Below are 24,507 nucleotides of genomic sequence, written 5' to 3' on the forward strand. Positions count from 1 at the left end.
ATGAGAAGTAATGAATACAAACAAGCGTTTCCTGTCACGTCAATATACATAAATCAATGCATATCGGCCATCTGAGAAACTCCTGTATTGGAGATGCGCTGGTTAGGATTTTGAAAAAAACAGGTTACAACGTGGAAGTTCACAACTACGTGGATGACCTTGGCAATCAGCTGGCAGATACGGTGGTCGGGCTAATGAATGTGCCGCTCGCGGGTGATCATGTCCGCTTCGGTGATTATTGCTGGGATATCTACGCCGGAATCAATAAGGAATATGAGTTGCACCCTGAGACAGTCCAAAAACGGACGGAGATTCTCCACGCCCTGGAAGAAGGAAACGGCAATACCGCTTGGCTCGGCAGCCTTGTGGCTGAACGGATTGTGAGAGAGCATGTTGAGGAAATGAATAACTTCGGCATCACCTACGATTTGCTGGTGTGGGAGAGCAGTATTTTAAAAGAGGGATTTTGGTCCTCCGCTTTTGCGCTGCTGGAACAGACGGCCGTTTTTGTTCAGGAAACCGAGGGCAAGCTGGCGGGATGCTGGATTCTGAAGCAATCGGCAACAGACGGCACAGGCGCGGATTCAGAGGAACATCAGAAAGATAAGGTGCTGGTGCGCTCGAACGGGATTTTAACCTACACCGCCAAGGACATCGCCTATCATCTCTGGAAATTCGGACTGCTGGACAAAAACTTCTCCTACAGCGAGTTTAATGCAGGCGTTTGGACGACGGGCCCAAGTGGACAGCAGCTGCCTTTTGGAGAGGCCGATATGGTGGTTAACGTCATTGATTACAGACAGGAGTATCCGCAGGCGTTGGTGAAGCAGGCTTTAGAGGTATTGGGATATGCCGGGCAAGCCGGGAAGCTTCATCATGTAAGCTATGGCGTGGTTTCTCTTAGTCCGGCTTCCGCCGCTGAACTGGGGATCGATACCTCGGACGGTAAAACCTCTTACGCCATGTCCGGCCGTCAGGGCATCGGCATCAAGGTCACCGAGCTGGTCCAGCTTATGGAGAACACCATTGAAGCCACCCGCTCCGACAAAAACGGCCTGTCCAGCCGGCTGATCGCCACAGCGGCAATCCGTTACTACTTGCTGCGTTTCAATCTGGGGACGGAGATTGTGTTTGATTTCAAGCAGGCGACCGAGATTTCCGGCAATACCGGCGTATACCTGATGTATACCTATGCGCGTGCGGGCAGTGTGCTCAGTAAAGCCGCTGGAATGGAAGCAGGCGCCGTATTGGGAGCAGCGGCAGGTCCAATGATGGCGGTAAATACTGCGGCAAGAGCGGTACTGGCGGCGGATGGGGCAGTCGATGCGGCGGCGGATGGGGCGGCGGATGCGGTATCAGAACCAGCTGCGGTGCCGGATTTCCCGGCCCCACTGGACAAAGCGGAGCTTGCCCTGCTGAGACATCTCAGCATCTGGCAAGACACCTTATACAGCGCGAGCATCGAGCTGACGCCAAATACAATCTGTAACTACGCGCATACTCTGGCCTCGCTGTTCAATAACTTTTATTCCGCCTGCCCGATTCTCAAAGGGGAGCAACCCACCATCCGCTTCCGCCTCTGGCTTACTTCAACATTCCAGGAAACGCTCGGCGAAGTGCTTGAGGTGCTTGGCCTGCCGAAGCCGGAGCGGATGTAACGGAGGAAGTGGCAGACTGTAGAACGGGTATTTATCAGGAGCAAGCCAGTCTATGCAATAAGCACGGCTATCCCTTCATTCACTGAGATTTAAGCTTAATTGCATTGTGTACAGCTAAAATCCAAGAAAATCACTCCTCTCGGGATTTAGCTGTATTCGGTACAGCTAAAAACCTCCCAATTCATCATTAGGAGGGATATGGACAAATATAAATGTATAGAGTGCAATTAAGTTACTTCGCTCCCGATTATGAGTACTTTTAGCTGCACAAAATACAACTAAACTTCAGTTGTTCACAACTGCGGTGGATGCGCCAACGCCCCTAGAGGCTTCTCTCCCCCCAGACGCACAAACAGCCTTCCCGGAGGAAGGCTGTTTTGTGTGACGTCCCGGAAGGGATTCGAACCCCCGACCGTGCGCTTAGAAGGCGCATGCTCTATCCAACTGAGCTACCGGGACAAAAGTGAAGTAATTAATTCCTAAAGCATATGTATTCACGCAACGTTCTCTATTATACCGCATTCAGATTTTTTTTCAAGGCTGCAGCAATATAATTTACTAAAATGCGGCGAAACAGCAACGGCAGCACAGCAGATCAGCCTATCCTCACCAGTCACCCTCCCACAGCATTTCTGTCCCCGGGGCAGAATCAGCGGCGGTCAGCCGCTCACCCCAATCCGTTCTCCCCCCGGGGCAGACTGCGGCAGCTTTGCCGCATCCAATCGCCGGATTTCAGGAGTCACTTGTGGAAATGCTGTTCCAGCTGCTTTTTCAAGTCGCCGAAGATAAGCAGTTCGCGCTGGAATTTGGAGCGTTCATCCTCGGGGCTCATAATGATGCTGCCAGTAAAAGCACTGGCCGTAACATCCTGAAAAGCGTCATGCAGATTGTTATCAAACCAATCGGTCGCAGTATTTGCGTCATTCGTCAGAATGCGCACAATTTCATAACCTTCCTCACGCTGGTCTTCAACAATGTACACCAAAAGTGCGGAATCGCCTACAGCTCCCGGCAATACGCCCACTTCTGCACAAGGCGCGCCGTCATATTCGGTCATTCTGCGGATTTTGGCGTCTTTAATATAATACACTTGTCATCCATCCCTCCTGGCAAATTTCCCTCTCCCTTAGTGTTCGGATAAGGACATACATTTTATCCCTTCCTTCGGCATATATCTGTATTACTTGGCAAAAAAGAAAGGACAACAATCGCACAAAAGAGAGGATGAACCATCATGTGCGGAATAACCGGATTTATCCAGTGGCGCGGCGACCTCACACAGCACTCGCAACTGCTCGTAAAAATGACTGAAACCTTGGCCAACCGCGGGCCGGATGCGGCCGGAACCTGGATTTCAGGGCCCTGTGCCTTCGGTCACCGCAGACTAAGCGTTATCGATCCCGAGAACGGCGCACAGCCTATGATCGCCCGCCATGACGATAAGGTGTACGCTATTGTGTACAACGGCGAATTATATAACGCCCCCGAGCTCAAAAAGGAACTGAAACAGCGGGGACACCATTTTCTCACCGAGTGCGACACCGAAGTTCTGCTGCACGCCTATATGGAGTGGGGACCGGACTGCACCGGGAAGCTGAACGGAATCTTTGCATTTGCCGTCTGGGACGGTCTGCGGGACCAGGTATTTTTGGCACGCGACCGCCTGGGTGTAAAACCCCTGTTCTATAGCCGGGTGGACGATGTTTTTGTCTTCGGCTCCGAACCCAAAGCTCTGCTCCAGCACCCCAAGGTACAGCCGAAGGTTGGACCGGAAGGACTGGCGGAAATCTTCATCATCGGTCCGGCCCGCACTCCGGGACATGGGGTATACAAAGATATATTCGAGCTTCGTCCAGGTCATGCCATGATTTATAGCCGGGAAGGCCTGCGCAGCTATGCTTATTGGAAATTGGAAAGCAATCATCACACGGAAAATGAAGAAGAAACAGCCGCCAGAGTACGTGAATTGCTGCAGGATACACTGGAGCGGCAGCTTGTCTCCGACGTTCCGGTCTGCTCCCTGCTGTCCGGGGGGCTCGATTCCAGCGCACTGACCGCGCTTGCTGTGGATTATTACAACCGCACCGGCCAAGGCCGGGTGGATACCTATTCCGTCGATTATGTCGACAACGACAAGCATTTCAAAAGCCACACCTTTCAGCCCGGCGCAGACGGTCCGTGGATTAAGCGGATGGTTGATGAGTTAAACACGAATCACCATTATGTAGCCTTTGACACACCGGAGCTGGTAACGGCGCTGGACAATGCCCTGGAATCCCGCGATTTGCCGGGGATGACGGACGTGGATTCTTCGCTGTATCTGTTTTGCCGTGAGATTAAAAAGAACGCGACCGTGGCCATTTCCGGCGAAGCGGCGGACGAGATTTTTGGCGGGTATCCCTGGTTCCACCGGGACGAGATGCTCTCTTCCGGCACATTCCCCTGGTCGGTAGCCCCCAAAATGCGTGCAGCTCTATTGTCGCCGGAAGTGGGGGAATGGATACGTCCGCTGGAATATTTAGGTGACAGATACAGCGATGCGGTAGCGGAGGTGCCAAAGCTTGACGGCGAGACCGGCAAGCAGGCGCAGATGCGCGTAATGTCCTATCTTAACATCACACGTTTCATGCCGACACTGCTGGACCGTAAGGACCGGATGAGTATGGGTGCAGGACTGGAGGTCCGCGTGCCGTATTGCGACCACCGGCTGGTCCAGTATGTATTCAACATCCCTTGGGAAATTAAAACCGTGGGCAACCGGGAAAAAGGCATTTTGCGCAAAGCACTCGAAGGCATCCTGCCGGATGATGTACTCTACCGTAAAAAAAGCCCTTACCCCAAAACCCATAATCCGGCCTATTTAAATGCCGTCCGGACTCAGATGCTGGGCATTCTGGATGATTCCACTTCGCCCATCCTGCCGTTGATTGATGCAGCCAAGATCCGTGAAATCGCTGCCTCTCCCGAATCCTCCAGCAATCTGCCCTGGTTTGGCCAGCTGATGTCCGGCCCGCAGCTGTTCGCTTATCTAGCCCAGGTTAACCTGTGGCTACGCAAGTATAACGTATCTATCGGGTAATTTGCTAAGCTCTCTGCTCTCCGCACACAGCCAATAACTACAAACAGCAAGCCCCCATCCGGAGGCTTGCTGTTTGTAGTTTCCTATTGTTAGAGGCTTGCTCAGAAATTAAAATTATCCGGGTCCGGACCGAACCTGTGGTTCTGGTTCAGGTTCTCAATCGCCTTAACGTCATCATCGCTAAGCGTGAAGTCGAAAAATCCGGCGTTCTCTGTGATCCGCTCGGCATGAACCGATTTAGGAATGGTAATGACACCCTGCTGCAGATCCCAGCGCAGGACAATTTGGGCGACAGTTCTGCCATATTTGCCGGCCAGCTCTTTAAGCAGCGGCACATCCAGATTGCCCTGCATCAGCGGACTCCAGGCCTCCAGCTGAATGTCATGCTGGCGGGTATATTTCAGCAGCTCGCGCTGGGTCAAGAGCGGATGGAACTCCACTTGATCGACCACAGGCACCACACCTGTATCGTCGATAATATCCTGCAGATGATGGATCTGGAAGTTGCTCACCCCAATGGATTTCACGAAACCTTCCTTTTGCAGATGAATAAGCGCCTTCCAGCTCTCCCGGTACTTGCCGGCGACTGGCCAGTGAATCAGATACAGATCAATTACATCCAGCCCCAGCTTGCGGCGGCTGACTTCAAACGCTTGTAATGCGGATTCATAGCCTTGGTCGGGATTGCGCAGCTTGGTCGTAATGAACAGTTCCTCCCGGGGCACTCCGCATTCACGAATGGCTTGTCCGACGCCTTCTTCATTATTGTATCCAGCTGCCGTATCAATGCTGCGATAGCCTGTTTCCACTGCTGCTTTCACCGCGTTGATAACTTCCTCACCATCTTTGGTCTGCCATACGCCCAGTCCCAGCCACGGCATAGTGACTCCGTCATTTAATGTAGGTCCACCCGAAAACGGTCCGTTCAATTCACTCATCGTTAACCCTCCAAGCCTAATGATATTGATTTAACTTCCTTAACCTTAAAAGAGGCCGCATAATCAGCCAATGGCCAAAATCAGTATAGCAGATTGCTCCCGCAGGTCCAAAATGCCACTCTGCGTCGGTAAATTAGAACAAAAAATAAGTGCAGTCTGATTTCACAGTCTGCACTTATTTTTAAAATTGCTTATTTGCCGATCAGCTTGAAATCGTCAAAATGAAATTCCGGGGATACGATGCAGGAGACCAGCACCGGCTCGTCGCCGAGCACCCGGGCCGCCTGCCATACTCCCGCCGGAATAACCACCTGCGGCTGCTGGCCGGAGGCGATGTCGAGACCCAGGATAACCTCGGTAACATCCTCCGGCTTATCACCGCTTCCTCCAAGGCTTAACACAATCGGGCTGCCGGAATGCCACAGCCAGATTTCGGAGGAAAGCACCGTGTGCCATTCCGAGGTTTCGCCCGGATGGAGCAGAAAATAAATCGAAGAAGCTGAGGCTCTGGAGCCCGAATAGCTGCTTCCCAGTGTTTCTTGCGGGATATCAAAGGATGATTTCCAAAGTCTTTTGTACCATCCGCCTTCAACGTGAGGCTGCAGCCCCAGCGCTTCGACCAGCGGAGAAATTTCTTTTTGCGTCACAGTATCGTCTCCTTAAAGTTTTGCGATGCAAAACTGGCTTCGTAAGCTTACGCTTAAGTTTTGCTTTTACTTTAACGGAATGTGCCGCAATTGTCTAATCCGCTTCCGTTTATTTGCTCTCCTTGCTCGCCTTGAACACCTCGGCGATAGCCCCGAGACTGCCCAGCGTTTCAACGGCGCTGGTCGGCAGGAACACCTTGTTGGCCGGTCCCTTAGCGATTTCGCCTAACGCTTCAAAAGATTGATAAGCCAGCACACGCTCATCCAGCCCTGCGCTCGCGATCAGTGCGATCCGCGTCTTCTCCGCTTCGGCGACCGCCTGAATCGCTTTGGCCTGGCCCAGTGCTTCCAGCTCCTGCGCCTGGCGGAACCCTTCCGCTTGACGGATACGCGCTTCCTTATCGCCTTCCGCTTTCAGAATCTTGCTCTGCTTATCCCCTTCAGCACGCAGGATCATATCCTGTTTGGCGGCTTCCGCTTCCAGCACAATCGCCCGCTTGCTGCGTTCTGCCTTCATCTGCTTATCCATCGCTTCCTGAATGTCCAGCGGTGGCTTGATATCAATAACTTCCACACGCTCGATCCGCACGCCCCACTTTTCAGTCGCTTCATCCAGAGCCAGGCGGATATCCGAGGAGATTTTTTCCCGGCCGGACAACGTTTCATCCAGCTCCAGCTTCCCGATAATCTGCCGCATCGTAGCTGTGGAAATGTTGCGCACACCATATACATAATCGGAAATTCCATAAGTCGCTTCTTCCGGACCAACCACCTGATAGAAAATGATCGTGTCGATCTGCACCTGCACGTTATCCTTGGTGATTACGGTTTGCGGCGGCACATTGGCCTGTTGAATCCGCAAATCATGGTAGGTCCGCACCTGATCAATAATCGGAATCAGAATATTCAGACCCGGTGTAAGCAGCCGGTGGAATTTACCGAGACGCTCCACAACCCCTACCCGCTGCTGCGGTACGATTTTGATCGTAAGCGCGATAAAAACAACGACGACAGCAATAACAATACCGATAATTGCCCATTCCATTAGTACTTATCCCCCCATCGTTCTACTTCGATAATCGTGTTGCCTCTTCGGATGACACGGACTGCCTGGTCTTTGCCCAGAGCTTGAACCGAGGTTGCACTCCAGGTGTCACCGCCCACTTTGACCTGCCCGTATTGTCCCGGCACAATCGGCTCAACGACAATGCCTTGTCTTCCGACAATCTCTGTCCCTGTATCCTTAAATCCCCGTGAGTTGCGGAATCTCGCGACCAGCGGTTTGGTGAAAAAGGTCAGGACGAGGGCAACCAATGAACCGACGACCACCTGCAGCAAAATCGCCTCAGGAAACACAAGTGAGAGCAGACCAGCCGCCAGAGCACCTATGCTTAACCAGAGAAGATAAAAAGTAAGCGCGAACATTTCAATCACAAACAGAACGCCGGCTGTAATCAACCAAACTATCCAAGCTTCCATCGGTGAATCCACCACCTTCCGCTATATACTACTATAACGAAAAAAACGGCATAGCGTTGCATTAGTTTTATCAGGGCTGGGACACAGCCATGCTTTTTCATTATATTTCAGCCTATGGAAGGTTATGAGCACCACAATCAGCTTCTTCATAAAGGCTGAAGAACAACGGAGGCTGTGAGGAGACATATGCAGGAGATTCGATCCGGTGAAGTAATTCTGCTGTTGGTTATGACATAATAAAAAAAGCTTGCAGATCGAGGCGCAGCCTTCTCCGCAAGCTTTTTTGCTGTTCAGATGGAATATAGTGCTAAATCAGCTCCCATAGAGCCTGCGTTACCGCCGGTTCCCAACCTTGCAGCGAGGTATGCGACTGCAGGCAGATGTACGTTTTGCCGCTGTAGCTTACCTTGTCGCCTGCTGTATAGGCCACTCCTGCTGCCCAGGCAGATCCCCCGGGCGTTGCCGTCGGGCTTACTGTAGCTGTTGGCACGGGTGTTGCCGTTGGTACTGGCGTTGCTGTCGGACTCACCGTAGCCGATGGCGCCGGCGTAGTGTTGCCGCAGGTGCCGATCACTTTCCAGGCCCCGAATGCGCCGCTCTGGTCAGGGCGTTCCCCCTGTGTCCACCACTGGGCTTCATACAGCACACCTCCATAGGAAGCCTGCTGGCCCTTGGTGTAGATGGTTACCGCGTTCCATGCCGCCGCCGTACATTGCCCCGGTGTTGCAGTTGGTGTCGGGGTAACAGTAGCAGTAGGCGTTGATGTCGGTTTCACTGTAGCTGTTGGCGTTGCAGTTGGTGTTGGCGTCGGCACCACTCCGCCGCCCAGATCGGTGTTCAGCTTGTTTTGCAGTGTTTTGTTGCGGTCGCCACTGGTCTCCCAGAACATCGCTCCTGCCAGGCCTTTGGTTTTGACATAGCTGGTCTTATAGCCGATGGACTCGGCGTCATCATAGCTGATGAAGGTTTGTGTAGACGGATTGTAGAGATATGGAACCTTTGAGGTGTTGTTCCAGTAGCGGGTATAGCCGTTTTTGTTAATATAGTTAGCTTCGAGATCGTAGAAATCATAGTTTCCCTTTTCCCATGTGCCTGTGGACGAAATACCTGCCGAAACCTGATATTGTCCGTTTCCTGTACCCGGCGCACCACCCCAGCCGCGTCCGTAAAACGGCATGCCCAGGACGAGCTTATTCGCCGGGACTCCGCTTGCGAGATAGCTTGTGACAGCCTTGTCGATATTGTAATTCGCCGGATCGGCCAGACCTGATGAGGCTGCTGCCGGGTCATAGTAGAGCGGGGCATTGTGTCCTGTAGTCGTGTTCCAGCTGCCGTTGAAGTCATAGGTCATAATGTTGATCCAGTCGACAACAGCAGCAATGCCGCTAAGGTTGTTATTCTGAACGTAGGCAGGGCTTGCACCAGAGGCAATGGTCAGCAGATAGGTTTTACCGTCAGCGGTTCCGGCCGCATTCAGCTTTTCACGGATTTTCTGCAGCAGCAGCACGTAATTCTGCTTATCCTCCGGACGGTAGCTGTTGCCTGCAAGGCCTCCGCTGACCGGATATTCCCAGTCCAGATCAACACCATCCATTCGATATTTGCGGATGAAATCAACTGCGGAATTTGCGAATACTTCACGGGTCGCTGCCGTAGCGGCAACATCCGAGAACCGGTTCGACCAGGTCCAGCCGCCGACGGATATCACCGTTTTAAGATTCGGGTTCTTTTCTTTAAGTTTCCATAGCTGCTTCAGGTTGCCTTTAATCGGATCATCCCACTTGTCATCCCCAAAGCTTTTCTGGGCATCAATCCAGGGATCACCCAGCACAATCGTTCCATTCGGAACACTGATCGTTTGGCCTTGCTCATTTTGGCAGGTCCAGGTAACCGGATTGGGTCCGCTCGGGTCAGGATTGCCGTGAACCCCGTTCCAGCATATATCGGCAAACGCATAGTTGATTACATTCATTTTACTGGGATCGATATCCGTCACGTTGTAGGCTCGCCCATAGGCAGCCCAGGAAGCATAATAACCAATTAGCTTATAGCCCGCAGCCGCATTTGCAGTTTTGACACTGGTGCCTATCGTTGAAAAGAGTGCAATCACAAGAGCAACGGCCATGCTAAGCGCAAAGGTTTTACGAAATCTGTTTGTCGACCTCATTTTCATTTACCTCCTCGGTTCAATGCCGTAACCTGCAGTCCTCTTTACAGGCAAAGCTCCCCAAAGTCACCTCCTGGTTCGGATTCACCTTCATCCAGTGTCTCTATCAGATTCATGAGATCAGGATGATAGATTAAGCACACAAAAAAGCGCAAGAAAAAATAATCTGTGCTCTTAATCTTGTATTGCTGTTCATGGGCTGCAATCCCGGTAATGTTGTCCGGGCAATGCTTATGCCTACAAAATAGTTGGGAGGGATGGTGTACATGGAATAGGAGGATTCATAACATAAGAAGGATGAAGGCAATCTTATTGTCATATAAAGCACAAGATTAAGCTAGGGGGAAATTTCCATAGTCAGGGGGGAATATCATCTAATTTCCAGTTTTTTCGGCAGTAATAACTGTGCCTCTGTCCCCAATTTGAGGAAGGTTTAGAATTCCGGTGACAAAGGTGGTCCCTTACACTCCGACAGTTCAAGAGGTGATGGTATCCTTTGCCACCAGATGCGATTATCCTGTCACCTACTGCATTTCCAGCTCTGTATCACTCCAGTGAAGCTGGACGCCATGGTCTATTAAGAGCTGCTGGTAAGCCTTGCGATGGTCATCCGATCCATGAACCTCACGCGGCAGAACTTTATTTGTAATGGCGTAAGAGGCCAGAAGTCCCGCAGCTTCACCAATATTCCATTCGGTTGGATGAAGGCGGTAGCAGCCGTTTGCGATCTGGGTCATTGAGATATTTTTGCAGGCCGGAAGCAGGTTCGTGACACGAATAGGGATCATTGAGCCCAGCGGAATTTCATACGGATGATTGGGGATGTAGAACGTGCGCTGGGATACGGTCGTGGGATGAAGATCCAGATGATAGCTCCCAACGCCCACACTGTCCTCATAGCGCATAGGTCCCGCTTCACCGCGCAGCTCCTTGCTCACATCCAGCTCAGTCACCGTGTAGAGCCCACGGATTCTTCTTGCTTCACGGATGTAGGGAGCCTTCGCAAGCCCGTCCTCTGTCCCAAGTACGTCTCCCCGCAGCCTCACCCCCGGATACCCCTTCCCGCCATCCAGCCGCGGCGCCTCCGTCTGAAGCCAATAGACAAGTGACAACGTCAGCTGTCTGGCTCCTTTCAAATGCCGTTCCCGTTCCCCGGGAGGCACTCCGATCAGCGGACCGGCATAATAATCGTTCAGCGCCCAGTTCAGCAGAGTGACTTCACCGTCATTGAGCGGCAGGCTCCAGACCGCAGGATCGACAATCCTCCGGTAATCCCACAGCGAGACAATTCCCTCGTCATTGGGAAACATGGTGAATTGCTTCAGCTTCGTCGTATCACTGGCATCGGAGGCGTACCAGCTGAGAATGGGATACATTGAAAAGGAAGGCACATATTGAAGCCAGAAGTCATAATCCTCAGGACGTTCTATCGTAAAATCGCCGCCTGGTACATAATCGACGGCAGCGACATGGGTAATCGACTGCATATCGAGCGGGTCCGCTTCATCCAGCGCATGCGGTTCCCCTGTCTCATGGCGTGATTCAGCGCCGCTTCGATACTCCACCCCCGCAAGCGGCAGCAGATCGCCGCATTCCGTCGCATCCAGATAATACGCCCCTTTAAGCTTGATCTCGGTTCCTTTCACGGTATGTAAGACCGTCACCGCCGTGACCTCATCGCCTGCCGTCTCGGCATGAACCGGAACCGTATAATAAAGCACTTCAATTCGTCCCGAATGTACATAAGGAGCCAGCATTTCGTGCAGGACGCTTAGTGCAACCTTCGGCTCATGGGCAAGCCGGCTGACCCAGCCGTTCCCCGGATTGAGCAGCGGATTGTTTCTGGCAGACTCCGTAAGCGGATAATTCCGTCTGTAATACTCCCGCACCCTGTTGCGGAACTCCCGGTAGGTAGCCGTGCTGCCGGAGTTCTCGATCCAGCGGTGCTCATCCGGCGGAACCGCCTGCGAGGTCAGCTGTCCCCCCAGCCAATCCGTTTCCTCGGTTAGAATGACGCGCAACCCTGCCTTGGCTGCGGCGAGAGCCGCGGCAGTTCCTCCAAGCCCCCCGCCGATGATGATCACATCACTTTGTTTCACTTGTCTGAATGTCATGCGGTATCCTCCTTCTCATATCCGTCCGGCAGCTGCCGGAAGCAATCCAATGCAAGCTTGGCTGCCCCGAAGCAGCCTGCCCGGTTCCCAAGCTCCGCCGCTGCAAGGATGCCGGAAAGTCCCTCGCCTTGCAGCCTGTTTTTTAGCAGCGGCCACCAGACGTCCCGGTCATGAATAACCCCGCCGCCAATCACGATTAGCTCCGGATCGAGCGTAGCCCCAATATTGTCCAAGACAACCGCCAGATCGGAGGTGTAATGTTCAAGAACCTGCAGCGCATCCCGATTACCCCGCCGTGCGTCGCTCATAAGCTCCGCTCCATGGTCATACGCCCGGCCTGTCAGCTCATTTCCGAGCCGCAGCAACGCGGAACCCGAGACGTATTGCTCTACACAGCCCCGGCGGCCGCAATTACAGAGCCGGCCGCCGGGAAACAGGACACTGTGCCCGAATTCTCCGCCGCTCCAGCGCTTTCCCCGGTTAAGCAAGCCCTGAATCATCAGCGCTCCGCCTACTCCGGTACCCAGCGTGAGCATGACCAGATTGTGCCGTCCGCGGCCGGCTCCCTGCCAGGCCTCGCCCAGCAGTGCGGCGTTCGCATCATTATCGGCGGCTGCAGGCAATTTGAAGGTAGCCTCCGCCCAACCGGCAAGCTGAAGCCCCTGCCATCCGGGTAAATTATCGGTGGCGTACACCACTTCACCCGTGTCGGTATTTACTCTGCCCGCCGAAGCAAGCCCGATGGCCTGAACCGTGCAGGCCTCGAGCAGTTCGCAGACCACCGCATTCAGCTTGCACAGTATTGCCTCCCGGCCCTGCCATGCTTCCGTATCGCGACTGGCTTCCGCCCATACGTTTCCGATCTCGTCGAGTACCAGCCCTTTAACGGCTGTCCCTCCGATATCCACACCGATGACCCGTCTCATCCTCGCGTCCCTCCCTTTAGCTCCGTTATCTTTCGATGCAGAGCCAGATGTATTAAGGCTGCGGCTGCACCCTCAATAAATACGGTCAATGACAGCTCTTGCCGTTCGTTCCTTCATGTTCTTTGTCTCATCTGTATGCCTGCGTTCCAGTCCCTCACAGATCAGATCGATAATGAATAGCTGAGAGATCTTCGCACCGATGGACCCGCCTTCCAGAGGCGACTCTTTACCGGCAGTGAGAAGAACGATATCAGCAATAGACGCGATGGGGGACTTGGCGTAGTTGGTCATGGCAATGATCTTCGCCCCGTTCTGCTTCGCCTTCATTAACATATCATTGGTATCCAGAGTGCTTCCGGAAACGCTGATGCCGAAGGCGATATCCCCTTTGCCCATCGTTACTGCCATCATCGACTGGATGTGGCTGTCCGCTATAGCCTCAACCCGTCTGCCGATACGCAGAAAGCGATTTTTGGCATCCAGTGCGGTAATCGCCGATGAGCCTACCCCAAAAAACTGCACATGGCGCGCCGCATCAATTTGATTAACGGATTCTTCAAGCTGTCCACGGTCCAGCATGCTCAGGCTGGATTGGAGGACATCAACCATAGCTTCATAAAGATGCGTCGGATAATCCCCGTCTCTGCCTTCACGGCCAGACAAGGCTTGCTGCTTTGGCAGCCCTTGGGCAAGCATAAGCTTGAAGTCCTGGTAACCCTTAAATCCGATTTTGCGGCAGAAGCGCATGACCGTGGTTTCACCGGTGCCGGCAAAATCCGCAAGCTCCGTAACCGAAAAATAGATGAGATTATCCGGATGCTCAAGCACACAACGGGCTACCTTCTGTTCTGATTTGGTCATGGAAGGATAATACGTATTAATCCGATCCGTCATTTCCATCGTTAACAGCCACCTTTCTAATTGCTGCCATAAATCGCCCGGTGATCAGCTGGGGTCTTGTAATGGCTGAACCCACAACTACGGCATAAGCTCCAAGCTCCAGGGCCTGCTGCACCTGGGCGGGTTCATTCATTCTGCCTTCCGCAATAACCGGGATGGACAAACAATCAACTGCGCTTTGCAGCAGTTCAAAGTTAGGCCCTTCCTGCTGCAGGGAATACGGCGTGTAGCCCGAGAGTGTGGTCGAGACGCAGGTGACCCCCAGGGCTTCTGCATGGAGAGCCTCCTCAAGAATCGAAATGTCGGCCATCGAAGCCGTGCCGCTCCGGTGCAGAAAAGCGACGATTTGCTCCAAGGTGCTGTCTTCCGGCCTCTTCTGCCTTGTTGCATCAAAGGCGATCATATCGGCCCCGGCCTCCAGCAGTTCGTCAATTTCTTTTAGTGTTGGTGTGATATATACTTCCGAACCCGGATAATCCCTCTTGATAATACCGATAACCGGTAGCGAGACGGCGCTTTTGATCGCCCGGATGTCTGCGGAGCCGTTTGCCCGGATGCCTACAGCCCCTCCTTCCTCAGCAGCAGCTGCCATGCGTGCCATGATTTCAGCACCATGCAGCGGTTCACCCGGAAGCGCCTGACAGGATACAATTAGTCCATGACGTAGCTTCTGCAATATCGTATTCAGGGTCCCCACCCTCTCTCTAGTAGTCTATTGTTTCTTGGATTCCCCGGCTGGCACAAATCGAACGGAGAGCCCTACCTCAAACATCCGGTTCCAAGGCATGTAGCAGTCTGTAATCTCTACCTTTCCCCCGGGACCATCGATTCTTGACGCCAACTCCTGGCCCAGCCGCTGTTCAACCAGAGCCGAGACCTTTCCCCGCTGCCCGTCGAGCAGATATTTGCCGCAACCCAGCTCCTGGATTGGACCCTCGCTAAGCTCCCCGCGGACGACTGAGCAATAGCATACATCCTCCGCATACCGGAGACCAAGGAAGTCCAAATGCTCTTTTGTGCGCCCGTAATGCAGATAGATCATAGCCTGTGAAATGACCGTCCCCAGCGTGTTGGAGCTTGTATTCCAGGCGGCATAACCTGCGAGTTCAAACAGCATTCCCTTTTCCCGCAGCATTTTGACCAGCTTCTGGTCACCGCCATTGGCATAGCCAACATCGGCAACGGCAACGGGCTTGCCTTTCTGTTTCATTATATAATTGCCGTATTCCACAAGCTCCATCAGGTTCCGGTACACATCATAGCTGAAAAAAGACTGGTGCTGCGATATCGCTTCCATCATGGTCTCTCCCGGCGTATTCAGCAGCAGCACAAGATCCGCCTCTTGGGCACTGGAAACAATCAGGCCCCCAGCGGCGGTAATCTGGTACTTCAGCGTCTCATAGAAAAAGCGGTCTTCGAACAACGGGGTGACGAATGCTCCCTGCACCGAAGACAGCCTCGGATAAATGAGCGGCACTGTTCCTGTAGTTTTATTAATCATCCGTGCCAGCAGCGTGCAGCCCACCTCGTCTGCACCGGGGTACATATAGGCTCTAAGCTCCAAATCAAGCTCCGTAATCCGCGCGCGGACCTTCTGCTGATCTTTGGCTGTATGCCCGAAGGGTGCCGAGTCATCCTGCGGGAAAATCAGGAACTCGATAATACCTTCCTTCACCAGCTCCAGCACCAGTTTATTCGCTTCAATATTAATGCTGCGCCGTGCGAGGTAATCATCCAGTATTTTCTGCGGAAGCCGGGCCTCAATCTCCGCAAGCTCCTGCAGTTCCTCTCCTGATGCGTTGCCGAGCTCCTTGCGGTGGCCAATAAAACCTTTACGGAAAATTTCCCGGCCCCAATCGGCATAATAATCCGGTTCTTCATCGGACAGGGAATACTGCGGGCAACGCATAATAAGCTGAAAGGCATAAATGACCAGCTTCGGGTGCAGCCGTTTGAGATCCCGCAGCTTATCAAGCCTTGCGGCAAGCTCCTCCAGCTGCAAGCTATGCAGTCTGGAGGGGATAATCCCTCCGTACAGCAATGTATCTAAAGCGACCACAGCACCATCCGCCTGGGAGCAGGCCTCTTCAAACCATCTCCATAATCCGTCCGCATCTCCGGGGCGCTTCTTCAGTCCCATCAGCTGCATCGGGGGACGCTGCACCTCAAAATCTGTTCCCCTAGCCAACAGAGAAGGGAACTCGTAATTGCAGGGCCGCTCATCCAGCGGCACAAATGCGATTGTGTATGAATTCGCCATTCTTACCCGCCATCCTTTCTATCTGATCATTGATTCCCTTGCAGGGTCAGCCGGTATCCGTTCTTAGCCTTTGATCGCACCTGCGATACCTTCCATATAATATTTCTGGGTAAATAGAAAGACGACAATAATAGGAATGACCGATATCATCGTCCCTGCGGCAATCCAGCCGAAGTTATACGAAAACTGGCCGTTCAGGTACGTAAGCGCGGCAGCCAGCGGATATTTCTCCGGATCATCCAGGATGACAATAGGCCACAGGAAGTTATTCCAGAACGCCATGACTTCCAGCAGCACAATGACGGCAATCCCCGGTTTGACCAGCGGCAGAACGAGCTGCCAGAAGATGCGGAGCTCTGAAGCGCCGTCCATTTTCCCTGAATCCCTAATATCCGACGGTATGCCCAGAAAGGTCTGGCGCATCAGAAAAATATTGAATACCGACACAGCAGCTGGAAGCACAACCCCCAGATAGGAATTGCCTAAGTGAAAAGCCTGAATGGTCAGATAATGCACAATCATTGCCGTGGAGGAGGGAATAATCATGGTTGCGATCAACAGGGTGAAGACGAAATTCCGGCCTTTGAAATGAAAGACTGCCAGCGGATACGCCGTCGTACTGGCCAGCAGAACATTAAACACCACCCCAAGCACAGCAATAATGACCGTATTCGTAATATAGCGCGGAAAGGACATGAACTGCCAGACCTGCACGTAGTTATCAAAGTCAATGAACGTCGGCAGAATGGCCGGCGGGCTGGAGAACACATTTCTGCCGGGCATCAGTGACACACTGAGCAGCCAGAGGAAAGGACCCATCATGAACAGGGCCAGCAAAATTAGCAGAAGGTAAATGACGGAATAACGGACTCCATTTTTCAGCTGTTTGAATGATCTGCTCGTTGTGTTCAATATGAATTCACCCCGCCTTTCCGGTTAAAGCGGAACACCAGAATGCTAAGCGCCCCTATAATAACGCTGACTATCAGACCAAGCGCGGATGCATATCCGAAGTTGAACTGCTCCAGTCCCTTTTGAAAAATATACACGCTGGAGGTCAGCGTCGAGGTTCCCGGCCCGCCTTTGGTCAGAATGTATACCTCATCGAATACCCGGACCGCCCCCATAATCGAGATCAGCGTACAGAACAGGATATGAGGTCTCAGCAAAGGAATCGTCACATTCAAAACGAGCCTCAGGGGACCCGCCCCATCCACTCTGGCCGCTTCATACAAATCTGAGGGAATACCCTGAAGACCTGCCAGATACAGCATCATGTAATAACCGAGACCCTTCCACATGGTGATGAACATCAGGACATACAATGCTGTGCTGCTGCTTGACAGCCACGAGACCTGCCCGTCGATGATTCCAGCTTGGATCAGCAGATAGTTAACCACACCATTGTTTCCCAGCAGCCAGCTCCAGATGAGCGCAACTGCAACCATCGAAGTCACAACCGGAATATAATAAGCCGCCCTGAACATCTTCACACCCGGAAGACGGCTGTTTACGAGAATAGCCATCAGAATGGAGATGACCTGAATAACCGGAACAATAAGGACATACACCAGCGAATTCCATAACGAGACGGTAAAATTGTGATCCTGAAAGGCTCTGGTGAAATTCTCGAAGCCTACATAACGAGTTTCGGCAATGACCGAATAATCGGTTAATGCAAGCGGAATTCCGTAAAGGATCGGCCAAAATGTAAAAATGGCGAGAAACACAAGGCCCGGCGTCATAAACGCCCAAGCGCTGAAAGATTCCGAACGTACCCATCTCTTCATTCGATATTCCTCCCTCCCTCTGTACTGCAGCATATAAAGGGGAGGACAGCGCCTCCCCGCATCGCTAAGCGGTTTACGAACCCTGTTTAATGATTCCGTTCACTTCTTTTTCCACTGCATCCAGCGTTTTTTTGATATCTGCCCCGTTGAGCAATATTTCCTGCAGTCCGCGGGCAAGCGCGGAGTTGATATCGGAGGCGCTTGGAACACCGACCATATAATCGGTAGCCTTATCCAAACTTTGCGATGAGACAACCTTGGCTTCCGCTTCAAGCGTGCCGTCAGATTGGGTGAAGAATGGATCCGTAATGGAAGCTTTGGATGATGGCAACGTATTAGCAACCTTGGAGAAGGCGGTCTGATTGTCCGCATTGGTCACGAAAGCCGCAAATTCAACAGCCTGCTGCGGATTCTTCGACTTTTGCGGCACAACCAGATCCATGGTATTAGAGAGCCGGAGGTTGGCTTTGCCTGTAGGCAGTTGAACCGCAATCGTGTTCGCATAGACTTCCGGCGCCGAGGTTTTGATAAAGTTGATAAAGGTCGGGCCCGACAACTGGAAGGCTACCTGTTCACCGGAGAAATACTGGATTTGCTTTGTGAAATCCGCATCTTCCTTCAGGACCACGCCTTCTTTCATTAGATCGCGCATTTGTGAGATCATGGCCTCAGCTTCCGGCGTATTGAAGGCTGCGGCTGTCTTGTCTTCATTCAGAATGGAGATTCCATCGATCGGAAACAGCTTGGATACGAGCTGCTGCGCATATCCGGCGGCTCCGGTCTTTTGATGAACCTGACGGGCCCATTCAATCAGCTCATCCCGGGTTTGCGGCGGATTGGACGGATCCAGACCGGCTTTTTCCACAAGCTTTTTATTCATGAACAGAACTTCAGTGCCTGTATACCACGGAAGCGCATAGGCCTTGCCGTCAAACACGGTAGAGTTGTAGATCCCTTCAAAATAAGAACCTGCTTCTTCCGCTGTAAGATGATCCGCAAGATTCAGCAAAGCACCTTTGCTTCCCAGCTGGCTCGCGAATTCTGTGTTCAGATTAACTACATCGGGGCTTTTGCCGCTGGCTGTGCTCGTCAGCAGCCGTTGTGAGATGGCATCGTAAGGATAGTCTTTCCATTCAATCGTTACACCGGGGTGACTTTCCTCGTATTTCGCAATCAGATCATTGAAATAATCATTGAAGGTGGGCTGAAGGGCAATCGTCCAAAATTCCAATGTGACAGGCTCCGATTTGGGAGTATCGGTCTGTTCAGCAGAAGGTTCTGCCCCATTCGCAGATGTGGTTGGAGCAGGAGCATTCCCATTCCCTCCACAGCCGGCCAGCAGCATAGACAGCGCCATCACGACTAGCAGTGACAGAATAAAGCCTGATCTGTTTGTTCTCACACAAAATCCCCCTTGATAGTGGTATAAGACGAGAGCCTCAATCATGTTACCTTTTCTCACTCAGCCCTCTCTTTATTAGGAGTATAGCAGATAAAAGAGAAATAATGAAGTATTTTTTCATAAAAATAAATAAAAAAGAAATAATCTTTCTTTTTGGTGTAAACGGTTTCAAATATAGATATATCAGGGTAATAATAAACCAACCTGTCTGCAAAATTCGCAGACAGGTTGGTTTCACTTAACGTATAGGAGAAATTTATTCTTGCGACATTTTTCACCGCATGTCAATTTACCTGCCGCAATGTTTCGAATCAGCAATAATTTGTCCTGCTGGCTCTTACTGGCGGGAAGCCGTAAGCTTCTCGGTCAGCAGCCGCAGCGCCATCCCCCGGTGGCTGATCTGCTGTTTCTCTTCCAGCGTCAGCTCTGCCATTGTTTTCTCAAATTCCGGCAGATAAAAGAGCGGATCATAGCCGAACCCCCCGCCCCCGGCAGGTTCAGAGGTAATCCAGCCCTCTACCCTGCCTTCAGCGGTAAGCTCTTGTCCATTTGTAGGATCATACAGCGACAACGCGCAGACGAACCGGGCCGTGCTGAGCAGCGGCTGGCCGGTATCCTCCCCCTGCTTCAGTTCTTCCAGCTCGTTCAGCAGCTTAAGGTTATTCTCACCGTCCTCTGCGCCTTCACCCGCATAACGTGCCGAGTAGACCCCCGGCCTGCCGTCAATGGCATCCACACAAAGACCGGAATCATCCGCCAGAACGGGCAGTCCCAAGGCATCGCCTACGGCTTTTGCCTTTTTCAGCGCATTTTCGGCAAAAGTAACCCCGTCTTCCACTACATCCGGCAGAGCTGGATAATCGAACATACTTTTGACCTCCAGCCCAAGCGGGGCAAAAGCATGCTGGAATTCGCGCACCTTGCCTTTATTTTTCGTCGCAACAATCAGAATTCCGCTGGCGGTCTTCATACTACACCTCTTGGCCTGGCAGGCCGGACGGTATTTTGAGGGCGATGGGGCCAAGCACTTCTTTTTGCACAGCGATCAGCTCGTAAATCCCCTTCTCGCCCAGACCCAGCAGCTGGTCCAGCTCCTGGCGGGTGAACGGCCGCTCTTCCCCGGTGCCCTGCACCTCCACAAATGCGCCTCCGCCCGTCATAACCACATTCATATCGACCTTGGCTTTGGAATCCTCTTCATAGTTCAAATCCAGCAGCGTTTTGTCGCCAACCACACCGACGCTGATTGCCGCCAGATAGTCCGTAATCGGGAATACGCTCAGCTTGTGCTGGAGCGCAATTTTGTTGATCGCAAAGGCCATGGCTACAAAAGCACCCGTAATCGAAGCCGTCCGTGTGCCTCCGTCCGCTTGAATGACATCGCAGTCCAGCGTAATGCTGCGCTCGCCGAGCGCCTGCAAATTAACAACAGAACGCAGCGCCCGGCCAATCAGACGCTGAATTTCCATCGTCCGCCCGGTAAGCTTGCCGCGCGCCGCTTCACGCTGGTTGCGTGTCTGCGTGGCCCGTGGAAGCATGGAATATTCGGCGGTCACCCATCCCTTACCCTGTCCTTTAAGAAATGGCGGGACCTTCTCGTCCACTGTTGCCGTACAGATAACTTTGGTGTCCCCCATCTCAATGATTACGGAACCCTCCGCATATTTATTCGTTTGGGTTGTTATTGTCAGCGGCCGGAGCCCGTCGTCGTTACGTCCGTTTGATCTCATGTTTTCTGCCTCCTGCATCTTTGGGTAGCTAAAGTTTGTGTGCTTCCTGCCGGAAATCACTTCAAATCGTTGATTTCCGCAGAAACGGATAACACCCCGGTTAAGGACGTTATCCGTTTCTGCTTGGCAAACTTTATTCTACCAAAGAGTAGACACAAAAGCATCTTTTCAGCCAGCCGGACGCATTTTATAACGGCAGCTCGTTCACATATTCCGGAGCGGAAACCGGCTTGCCGTAATCAACATTATTGCTTCCGGTGACGGTCTCCTTGCCGTTCAGGCGAATCTGGACGGGAGCATCCTCGGCATTTTGCGCGACTGTCAGCACTACGGATTCCAGAAATTCATTAGGAACATTTTTGCTGTCCGCAAACATATCGTCGGTCAAAGAGACTGTAACCACACCATTCTGCCCCGCTTTCACCGAGTCGAGCACGGTTTCCTGGGTCATTACCATCTCCAGGCCGTTTCCGGATTCCGGTCCGGCAATCAGTTCGTTCAAGGCTGCTTTCAGCGGCTCTTCTCCGGCGGGTACAAACCGGGTCACGGGCACATAATACTGATGAACGCCATCAGGGGTTGCAGCGGAAAAATAAACCGTAACTGCGCTGGAATTCATCAGCGGTGTTCCATGCTTCGGCAGATTAATGCCCATGCTGCGTGTCAGCGCGCGGTCCAGCGGGATGCCGAGCAGCGGCATTTCCGTCAATTTCTTGCCTTCAACCCAGAGCTGCACGCCCTTAATGCCCTCCTGGCCGGTTAATGTCCAGGTAATTGCTTCGAGAATTTTGCGCTCCTCCAGCGGATCGTAGTCGTTAAAGGTTGAGTTGAACTCTACAACGGCCAGCTTATCTTTATCCACGGATACACTCTTTACTTCCGTACCGGCAGGAAGCACACCCTGAAAACCTTCCGGCAAAGACGAGGCGTAGGCTCCCTTGCTGACCAGTGCCGTGAGCGAATCCTTCAGCATGGCAGAGCTCTCGCCTTTCGGCAGGCTAAGCGATACAGGGGCAAGCAATCCGTTGCCATCTTCGAGAAAGACGGTTGTCCGCTCCCCGGTCTCTGCCGGTGCGGCTGCTTCGGCATCCTTATCAGCTACAGCTTCTTTTTCTTCCGCGGCAACCGGTGCGAATACCCCGGAATCCAGCTCGGTGGTTCCGCTGACCTCCAGCATTTGCGCCTCCACTTCTCCCGGCGGCGGATCAACCGCTGCCGACTCTGAGCCAAACAGACCGCAGCCGGACAGTGCAAGTGGAACCGTCAGCAGACAAACCGCCGAAAGATTGCGGATTTGCTTCATATGTTTCATCAATAATTACCCCTTTCAAGGTTAATACCAGATTGTACTGCTATGTATACGAGCCCTCTGTCCAAAAAATAACAACAGCTTATCCTAAATTATTGGCCGGAAAGTAATTGTCAGGGAAATCACTATACTTCCACTTCACAGAAATGGTGCACCTGCTGGACATTGACTGCCAGAATCTGTACAATCTCACTACCTTCAGATTTTTACGAAGGACAGAAAAAGAAATGATAACAGGCAATAAAACTACTACTTACTATGAGGTGACAGATGATGGCTGATGCAAAAATCCCTTACAGTCTCAACAGCAAGGCCGTTGCGGAAGCAACTAAAGTCTGGATGCAAAAACGCGGAGTGACCGTTACGGAAATTGCGGAGCTGGTCATGCTCCTGCAAAAAAACTATTATCCGAATCTGACGATGGAGGAATGCGTCCATAACGTTGAGATGGTACTGAGCAAACGTGAAGTGCAGAATGCGGTGCTGACCGGCATCCAGCTGGATGTACTGGCAGAGGAAGGCAAGCTGCTTACCCCGCTGCAGGACATGATTGAGAACGATGAAGGATTGTACGGCGTCGATGAAATCCTCGCTTTTTCCATCGTGAATGTGTACGGAAGCATCGGCTTCACCAATTATGGTTACGTAGATAAACTGAAGCCCGGCGTGCTCGAACGGCTCAATGACAAAACGACCGGAGAAATCCATACGTTCTTGGATGACATCGTAGGTGCTGTAGCCGCTGCTGCCAGCAGCCGTATCGCCCACCGGAAACAAGCCGAACGCGAACAGGAGCTTGGCCTGCCCCATGCACCCGAGGATGTTGAAGAAGCCGCCAAGAAACCAGCGGCTGGCAGCGATTTGCCGGAGTAAGGATCAGGGATTAATTCAAGATCCCTTGGGAACAGCAGCAACTATAATAAGCCATGCCACAGTGCAGCGGAAATATCGCGCTCACTCTGTGTCATGGCTTTAAGTATTGCTCTCTATTTGCTTTGTTGCGCTATTGCTTGCTTATTCCCGTCAGCCCCGCCCTCTTCACTCCGCGAGCGCGGCAATATCCCGCCGCCGCTTGAGCTTGAAGCGGCTCTACGGGTTCAGAGCAGCGAACAACGTGCTGCCGCCCGTCCCGGGAGCCGGCTCTATGACTGCCGCCCGCTCCCGGCGCACCAGCTCGGCGAGATGCGCCAGCGTCTCGCCCATGGCAAAGCGCAGCTGATGCGCGCTGGTTACACGGCTGCGGAACATAGCCTCGCAGACGGCGAATCCGCTCAGCGGGCCGTCCGCCAGCAGGGCGGCTGTGGCATCCAGCCGCTCCTCGTGATGGCGGAGCAGGCTGTCAAGCCGCTCCGCAAAGCCGGCGAACGGTTCCCGGTGCCCCGGGAACGCCATCGCCACCGGGTAGCTGTGCAGCGCGCGCAGCCCCTCCATGAACGTCAGCAGCGGCTGCGGATCACTGCCGGGCTGCAGGCTGACATTGGGCGAGATTTGCGGCAGCACAGCATCGCCGCAGAGCATAAGCCCGCTGCCGCCGTGATAAAACGACACATGTCCCGGCGCATGCCCGCCGGTAACCAGCGGCTGCCACTCACGGTCCCCCATCGGAAAAGGGGTGGCAGCATTTATATAAGTAACCTCCGGCTGCGGGGTTACCTCGGGAAGGAAGCCCTCCAGATGCTCCCTGATCCCCTGAATCAAAGACTCCGGCATCCCATGCCGGAGGAACTGGAGCGGCAGCGTCTCGTTCAGAGTGGCCTCTGCTCCCCAGGTCATCCGGGCTTCCGCATGAGCCCGTTCCGATATCCACACCTTGCTGCCGCTGCGGGCTTGCATCCAGCCGGCCAGTCCGTAATGGTCAGGATGATGGTGTGTGACGACAACACTGCGCACCTTGTCCCAAGAGAAACCCAACTCCTGCATAACCTCCTGCCAAGCCAGCTCCGCCTCAAGCGTATGCGGGCCGGGGTCGATCACCGTAAGGTTGCCGTCCCGGTCTGGCAATAGATAGCTGTTCACCTGGCGCAGCGGCGGGGCCATCGGCACCGAAATCTGGATAATGCCGCTGTCCCTTATCTTGATTTCCGGCTTTCGCATGGAATCTTCGCCGC

20 protein-coding genes, 1 tRNA gene and 1 pseudogene are annotated in these 24,507 nt (G+C 52.9%); 3 read left to right on the forward strand and 19 right to left on the reverse strand.

Annotated elements, in window-relative coordinates; translation table 11 throughout:
- Positions 1-38: 38 nt before the first annotated feature.
- Positions 39-1,658, forward strand: a pseudogene (argS, locus tag NST99_RS27385) (arginine--tRNA ligase domain-containing protein); the annotation flags it as partial.
- Between the two features lie 385 nt (positions 1,659-2,043).
- Here the strand turns inward: argS and NST99_RS27390 are convergent.
- Positions 2,044-2,117, reverse strand: a tRNA-Arg gene (locus tag NST99_RS27390).
- Between the two features lie 280 nt (positions 2,118-2,397).
- Complete coding sequence (locus NST99_RS27395; protein WP_038595886.1) at positions 2,398-2,748, reverse strand: hypothetical protein; 351 nt, start codon at positions 2,746-2,748, stop codon at positions 2,398-2,400.
- A 144-nt stretch (positions 2,749-2,892) separates the two neighbouring features.
- Here NST99_RS27395 and asnB point away from each other — a divergent pair, with 144 nt between their 5' ends.
- Positions 2,893-4,737 carry an asparagine synthase (glutamine-hydrolyzing) gene (gene asnB, locus NST99_RS27400; protein ID WP_341095896.1) on the forward strand — a complete coding sequence of 615 codons (1,845 nt, stop codon included), beginning with the start codon at positions 2,893-2,895 and terminating at the stop codon, positions 4,735-4,737.
- 101 nt (positions 4,738-4,838) lie between these two features.
- Here the strand turns inward: asnB and NST99_RS27405 are convergent, their stop codons facing one another.
- The 16 genes from NST99_RS27405 to NST99_RS27480 all read right to left on the reverse strand — a co-directional run bounded on the left by NST99_RS27405 (position 4,839) and on the right by NST99_RS27480 (position 22,402).
- Positions 4,839-5,675, reverse strand: a complete 837-nt coding sequence (locus NST99_RS27405; RefSeq protein ID WP_341095898.1) for an aldo/keto reductase — start codon at positions 5,673-5,675, stop codon at positions 4,839-4,841.
- Between the two features lie 191 nt (positions 5,676-5,866).
- Positions 5,867-6,322 carry a cupin domain-containing protein gene (locus NST99_RS27410; RefSeq protein ID WP_341095901.1) on the reverse strand — a complete coding sequence of 152 codons (456 nt, stop codon included), beginning with the start codon at positions 6,320-6,322 and terminating at the stop codon, positions 5,867-5,869.
- A gap of 109 nt (positions 6,323-6,431) precedes the next feature.
- A complete protein-coding gene (locus NST99_RS27415) occupies positions 6,432-7,367 on the reverse strand; it encodes an SPFH domain-containing protein (protein WP_341095903.1) in 936 nt (311 codons plus the stop codon).
- Positions 7,367-7,801 (reverse strand): NfeD family protein, encoded by a 435-nt coding sequence (locus NST99_RS27420; RefSeq protein WP_341095904.1) that lies wholly within the window; start codon positions 7,799-7,801, stop codon positions 7,367-7,369. The genes NST99_RS27415 and NST99_RS27420 overlap by 1 nt, the downstream gene beginning before the upstream one ends.
- Before the next feature lie 307 nt (positions 7,802-8,108).
- Positions 8,109-9,974 carry a glycosyl hydrolase family 18 protein gene (locus NST99_RS27425; RefSeq protein ID WP_341095905.1) on the reverse strand — a complete coding sequence of 622 codons (1,866 nt, stop codon included), beginning with the start codon at positions 9,972-9,974 and terminating at the stop codon, positions 8,109-8,111.
- A 518-nt stretch (positions 9,975-10,492) separates the two neighbouring features.
- A complete protein-coding gene (locus tag NST99_RS27430; protein ID WP_341095907.1) occupies positions 10,493-12,082 on the reverse strand; it encodes an FAD-dependent oxidoreductase in 1,590 nt (529 codons plus the stop codon).
- Entirely contained in the window at positions 12,079-13,008 is a 930-nt protein-coding gene (locus tag NST99_RS27435) for an ROK family protein (RefSeq protein WP_341095909.1), read from the reverse strand. Before NST99_RS27435 ends, NST99_RS27430 begins: the two co-directional genes overlap by 4 nt.
- Before the next feature lie 72 nt (positions 13,009-13,080).
- Positions 13,081-13,908: a MurR/RpiR family transcriptional regulator gene (locus tag NST99_RS27440; protein ID WP_341095911.1), complete on the reverse strand. Its 828-nt coding sequence runs from the start codon at positions 13,906-13,908 to the stop codon at positions 13,081-13,083.
- Positions 13,886-14,596 (reverse strand): N-acetylmannosamine-6-phosphate 2-epimerase, encoded by a 711-nt coding sequence (locus NST99_RS27445; protein ID WP_445745047.1) that lies wholly within the window; start codon positions 14,594-14,596, stop codon positions 13,886-13,888. The genes NST99_RS27440 and NST99_RS27445 overlap by 23 nt, the downstream gene beginning before the upstream one ends.
- 24 nt (positions 14,597-14,620) lie before the next feature.
- Entirely contained in the window at positions 14,621-16,168 is a 1,548-nt protein-coding gene (locus NST99_RS27450) for a DUF4127 family protein (RefSeq protein ID WP_341095913.1), read from the reverse strand.
- Positions 16,169-16,231: 63 nt separating this feature from the next.
- Entirely contained in the window at positions 16,232-17,080 is an 849-nt protein-coding gene (locus NST99_RS27455) for a carbohydrate ABC transporter permease (RefSeq protein WP_341095915.1), read from the reverse strand.
- A complete protein-coding gene (locus NST99_RS27460; RefSeq protein WP_341095916.1) occupies positions 17,077-17,958 on the reverse strand; it encodes a carbohydrate ABC transporter permease in 882 nt (293 codons plus the stop codon). The genes NST99_RS27455 and NST99_RS27460 overlap by 4 nt, the downstream gene beginning before the upstream one ends.
- A 73-nt stretch (positions 17,959-18,031) precedes the next feature.
- Positions 18,032-19,360 carry an ABC transporter substrate-binding protein gene (locus NST99_RS27465; RefSeq protein ID WP_341095918.1) on the reverse strand — a complete coding sequence of 443 codons (1,329 nt, stop codon included), beginning with the start codon at positions 19,358-19,360 and terminating at the stop codon, positions 18,032-18,034.
- A 337-nt stretch (positions 19,361-19,697) separates the two neighbouring features.
- Positions 19,698-20,330, reverse strand: a complete 633-nt coding sequence (locus tag NST99_RS27470; RefSeq protein WP_341095919.1) for an XTP/dITP diphosphatase — start codon at positions 20,328-20,330, stop codon at positions 19,698-19,700.
- 1 nt (position 20,331) lies between these two features.
- A complete protein-coding gene (gene rph, locus NST99_RS27475; protein ID WP_341095921.1) occupies positions 20,332-21,090 on the reverse strand; it encodes a ribonuclease PH in 759 nt (252 codons plus the stop codon).
- A gap of 187 nt (positions 21,091-21,277) precedes the next feature.
- Positions 21,278-22,402 (reverse strand): GerMN domain-containing protein, encoded by a 1,125-nt coding sequence (locus tag NST99_RS27480; RefSeq protein ID WP_341095923.1) that lies wholly within the window; start codon positions 22,400-22,402, stop codon positions 21,278-21,280.
- 270 nt (positions 22,403-22,672) lie between these two features.
- Here NST99_RS27480 and NST99_RS27485 point away from each other — a divergent pair, with 270 nt between their 5' ends.
- On the forward strand, positions 22,673-23,272 hold the full coding sequence (locus tag NST99_RS27485) for a phosphatidylglycerophosphatase A family protein (RefSeq protein WP_341095926.1): 600 nt from the start codon (positions 22,673-22,675) through the stop codon (positions 23,270-23,272).
- Between the two features lie 216 nt (positions 23,273-23,488).
- On the opposite strand, the gene NST99_RS27490 is transcribed toward NST99_RS27485, so the two are convergent.
- Positions 23,489-24,493: an MBL fold metallo-hydrolase gene (locus NST99_RS27490; protein ID WP_341095928.1), complete on the reverse strand. Its 1,005-nt coding sequence runs from the start codon at positions 24,491-24,493 to the stop codon at positions 23,489-23,491.
- Positions 24,494-24,507 lie beyond the last annotated feature (14 nt).

Source organism: Paenibacillus sp. FSL L8-0470, from assembly GCF_038008625.1.
Lineage (GTDB): Bacteria > Bacillota > Bacilli > Paenibacillales > Paenibacillaceae > Paenibacillus_AQ.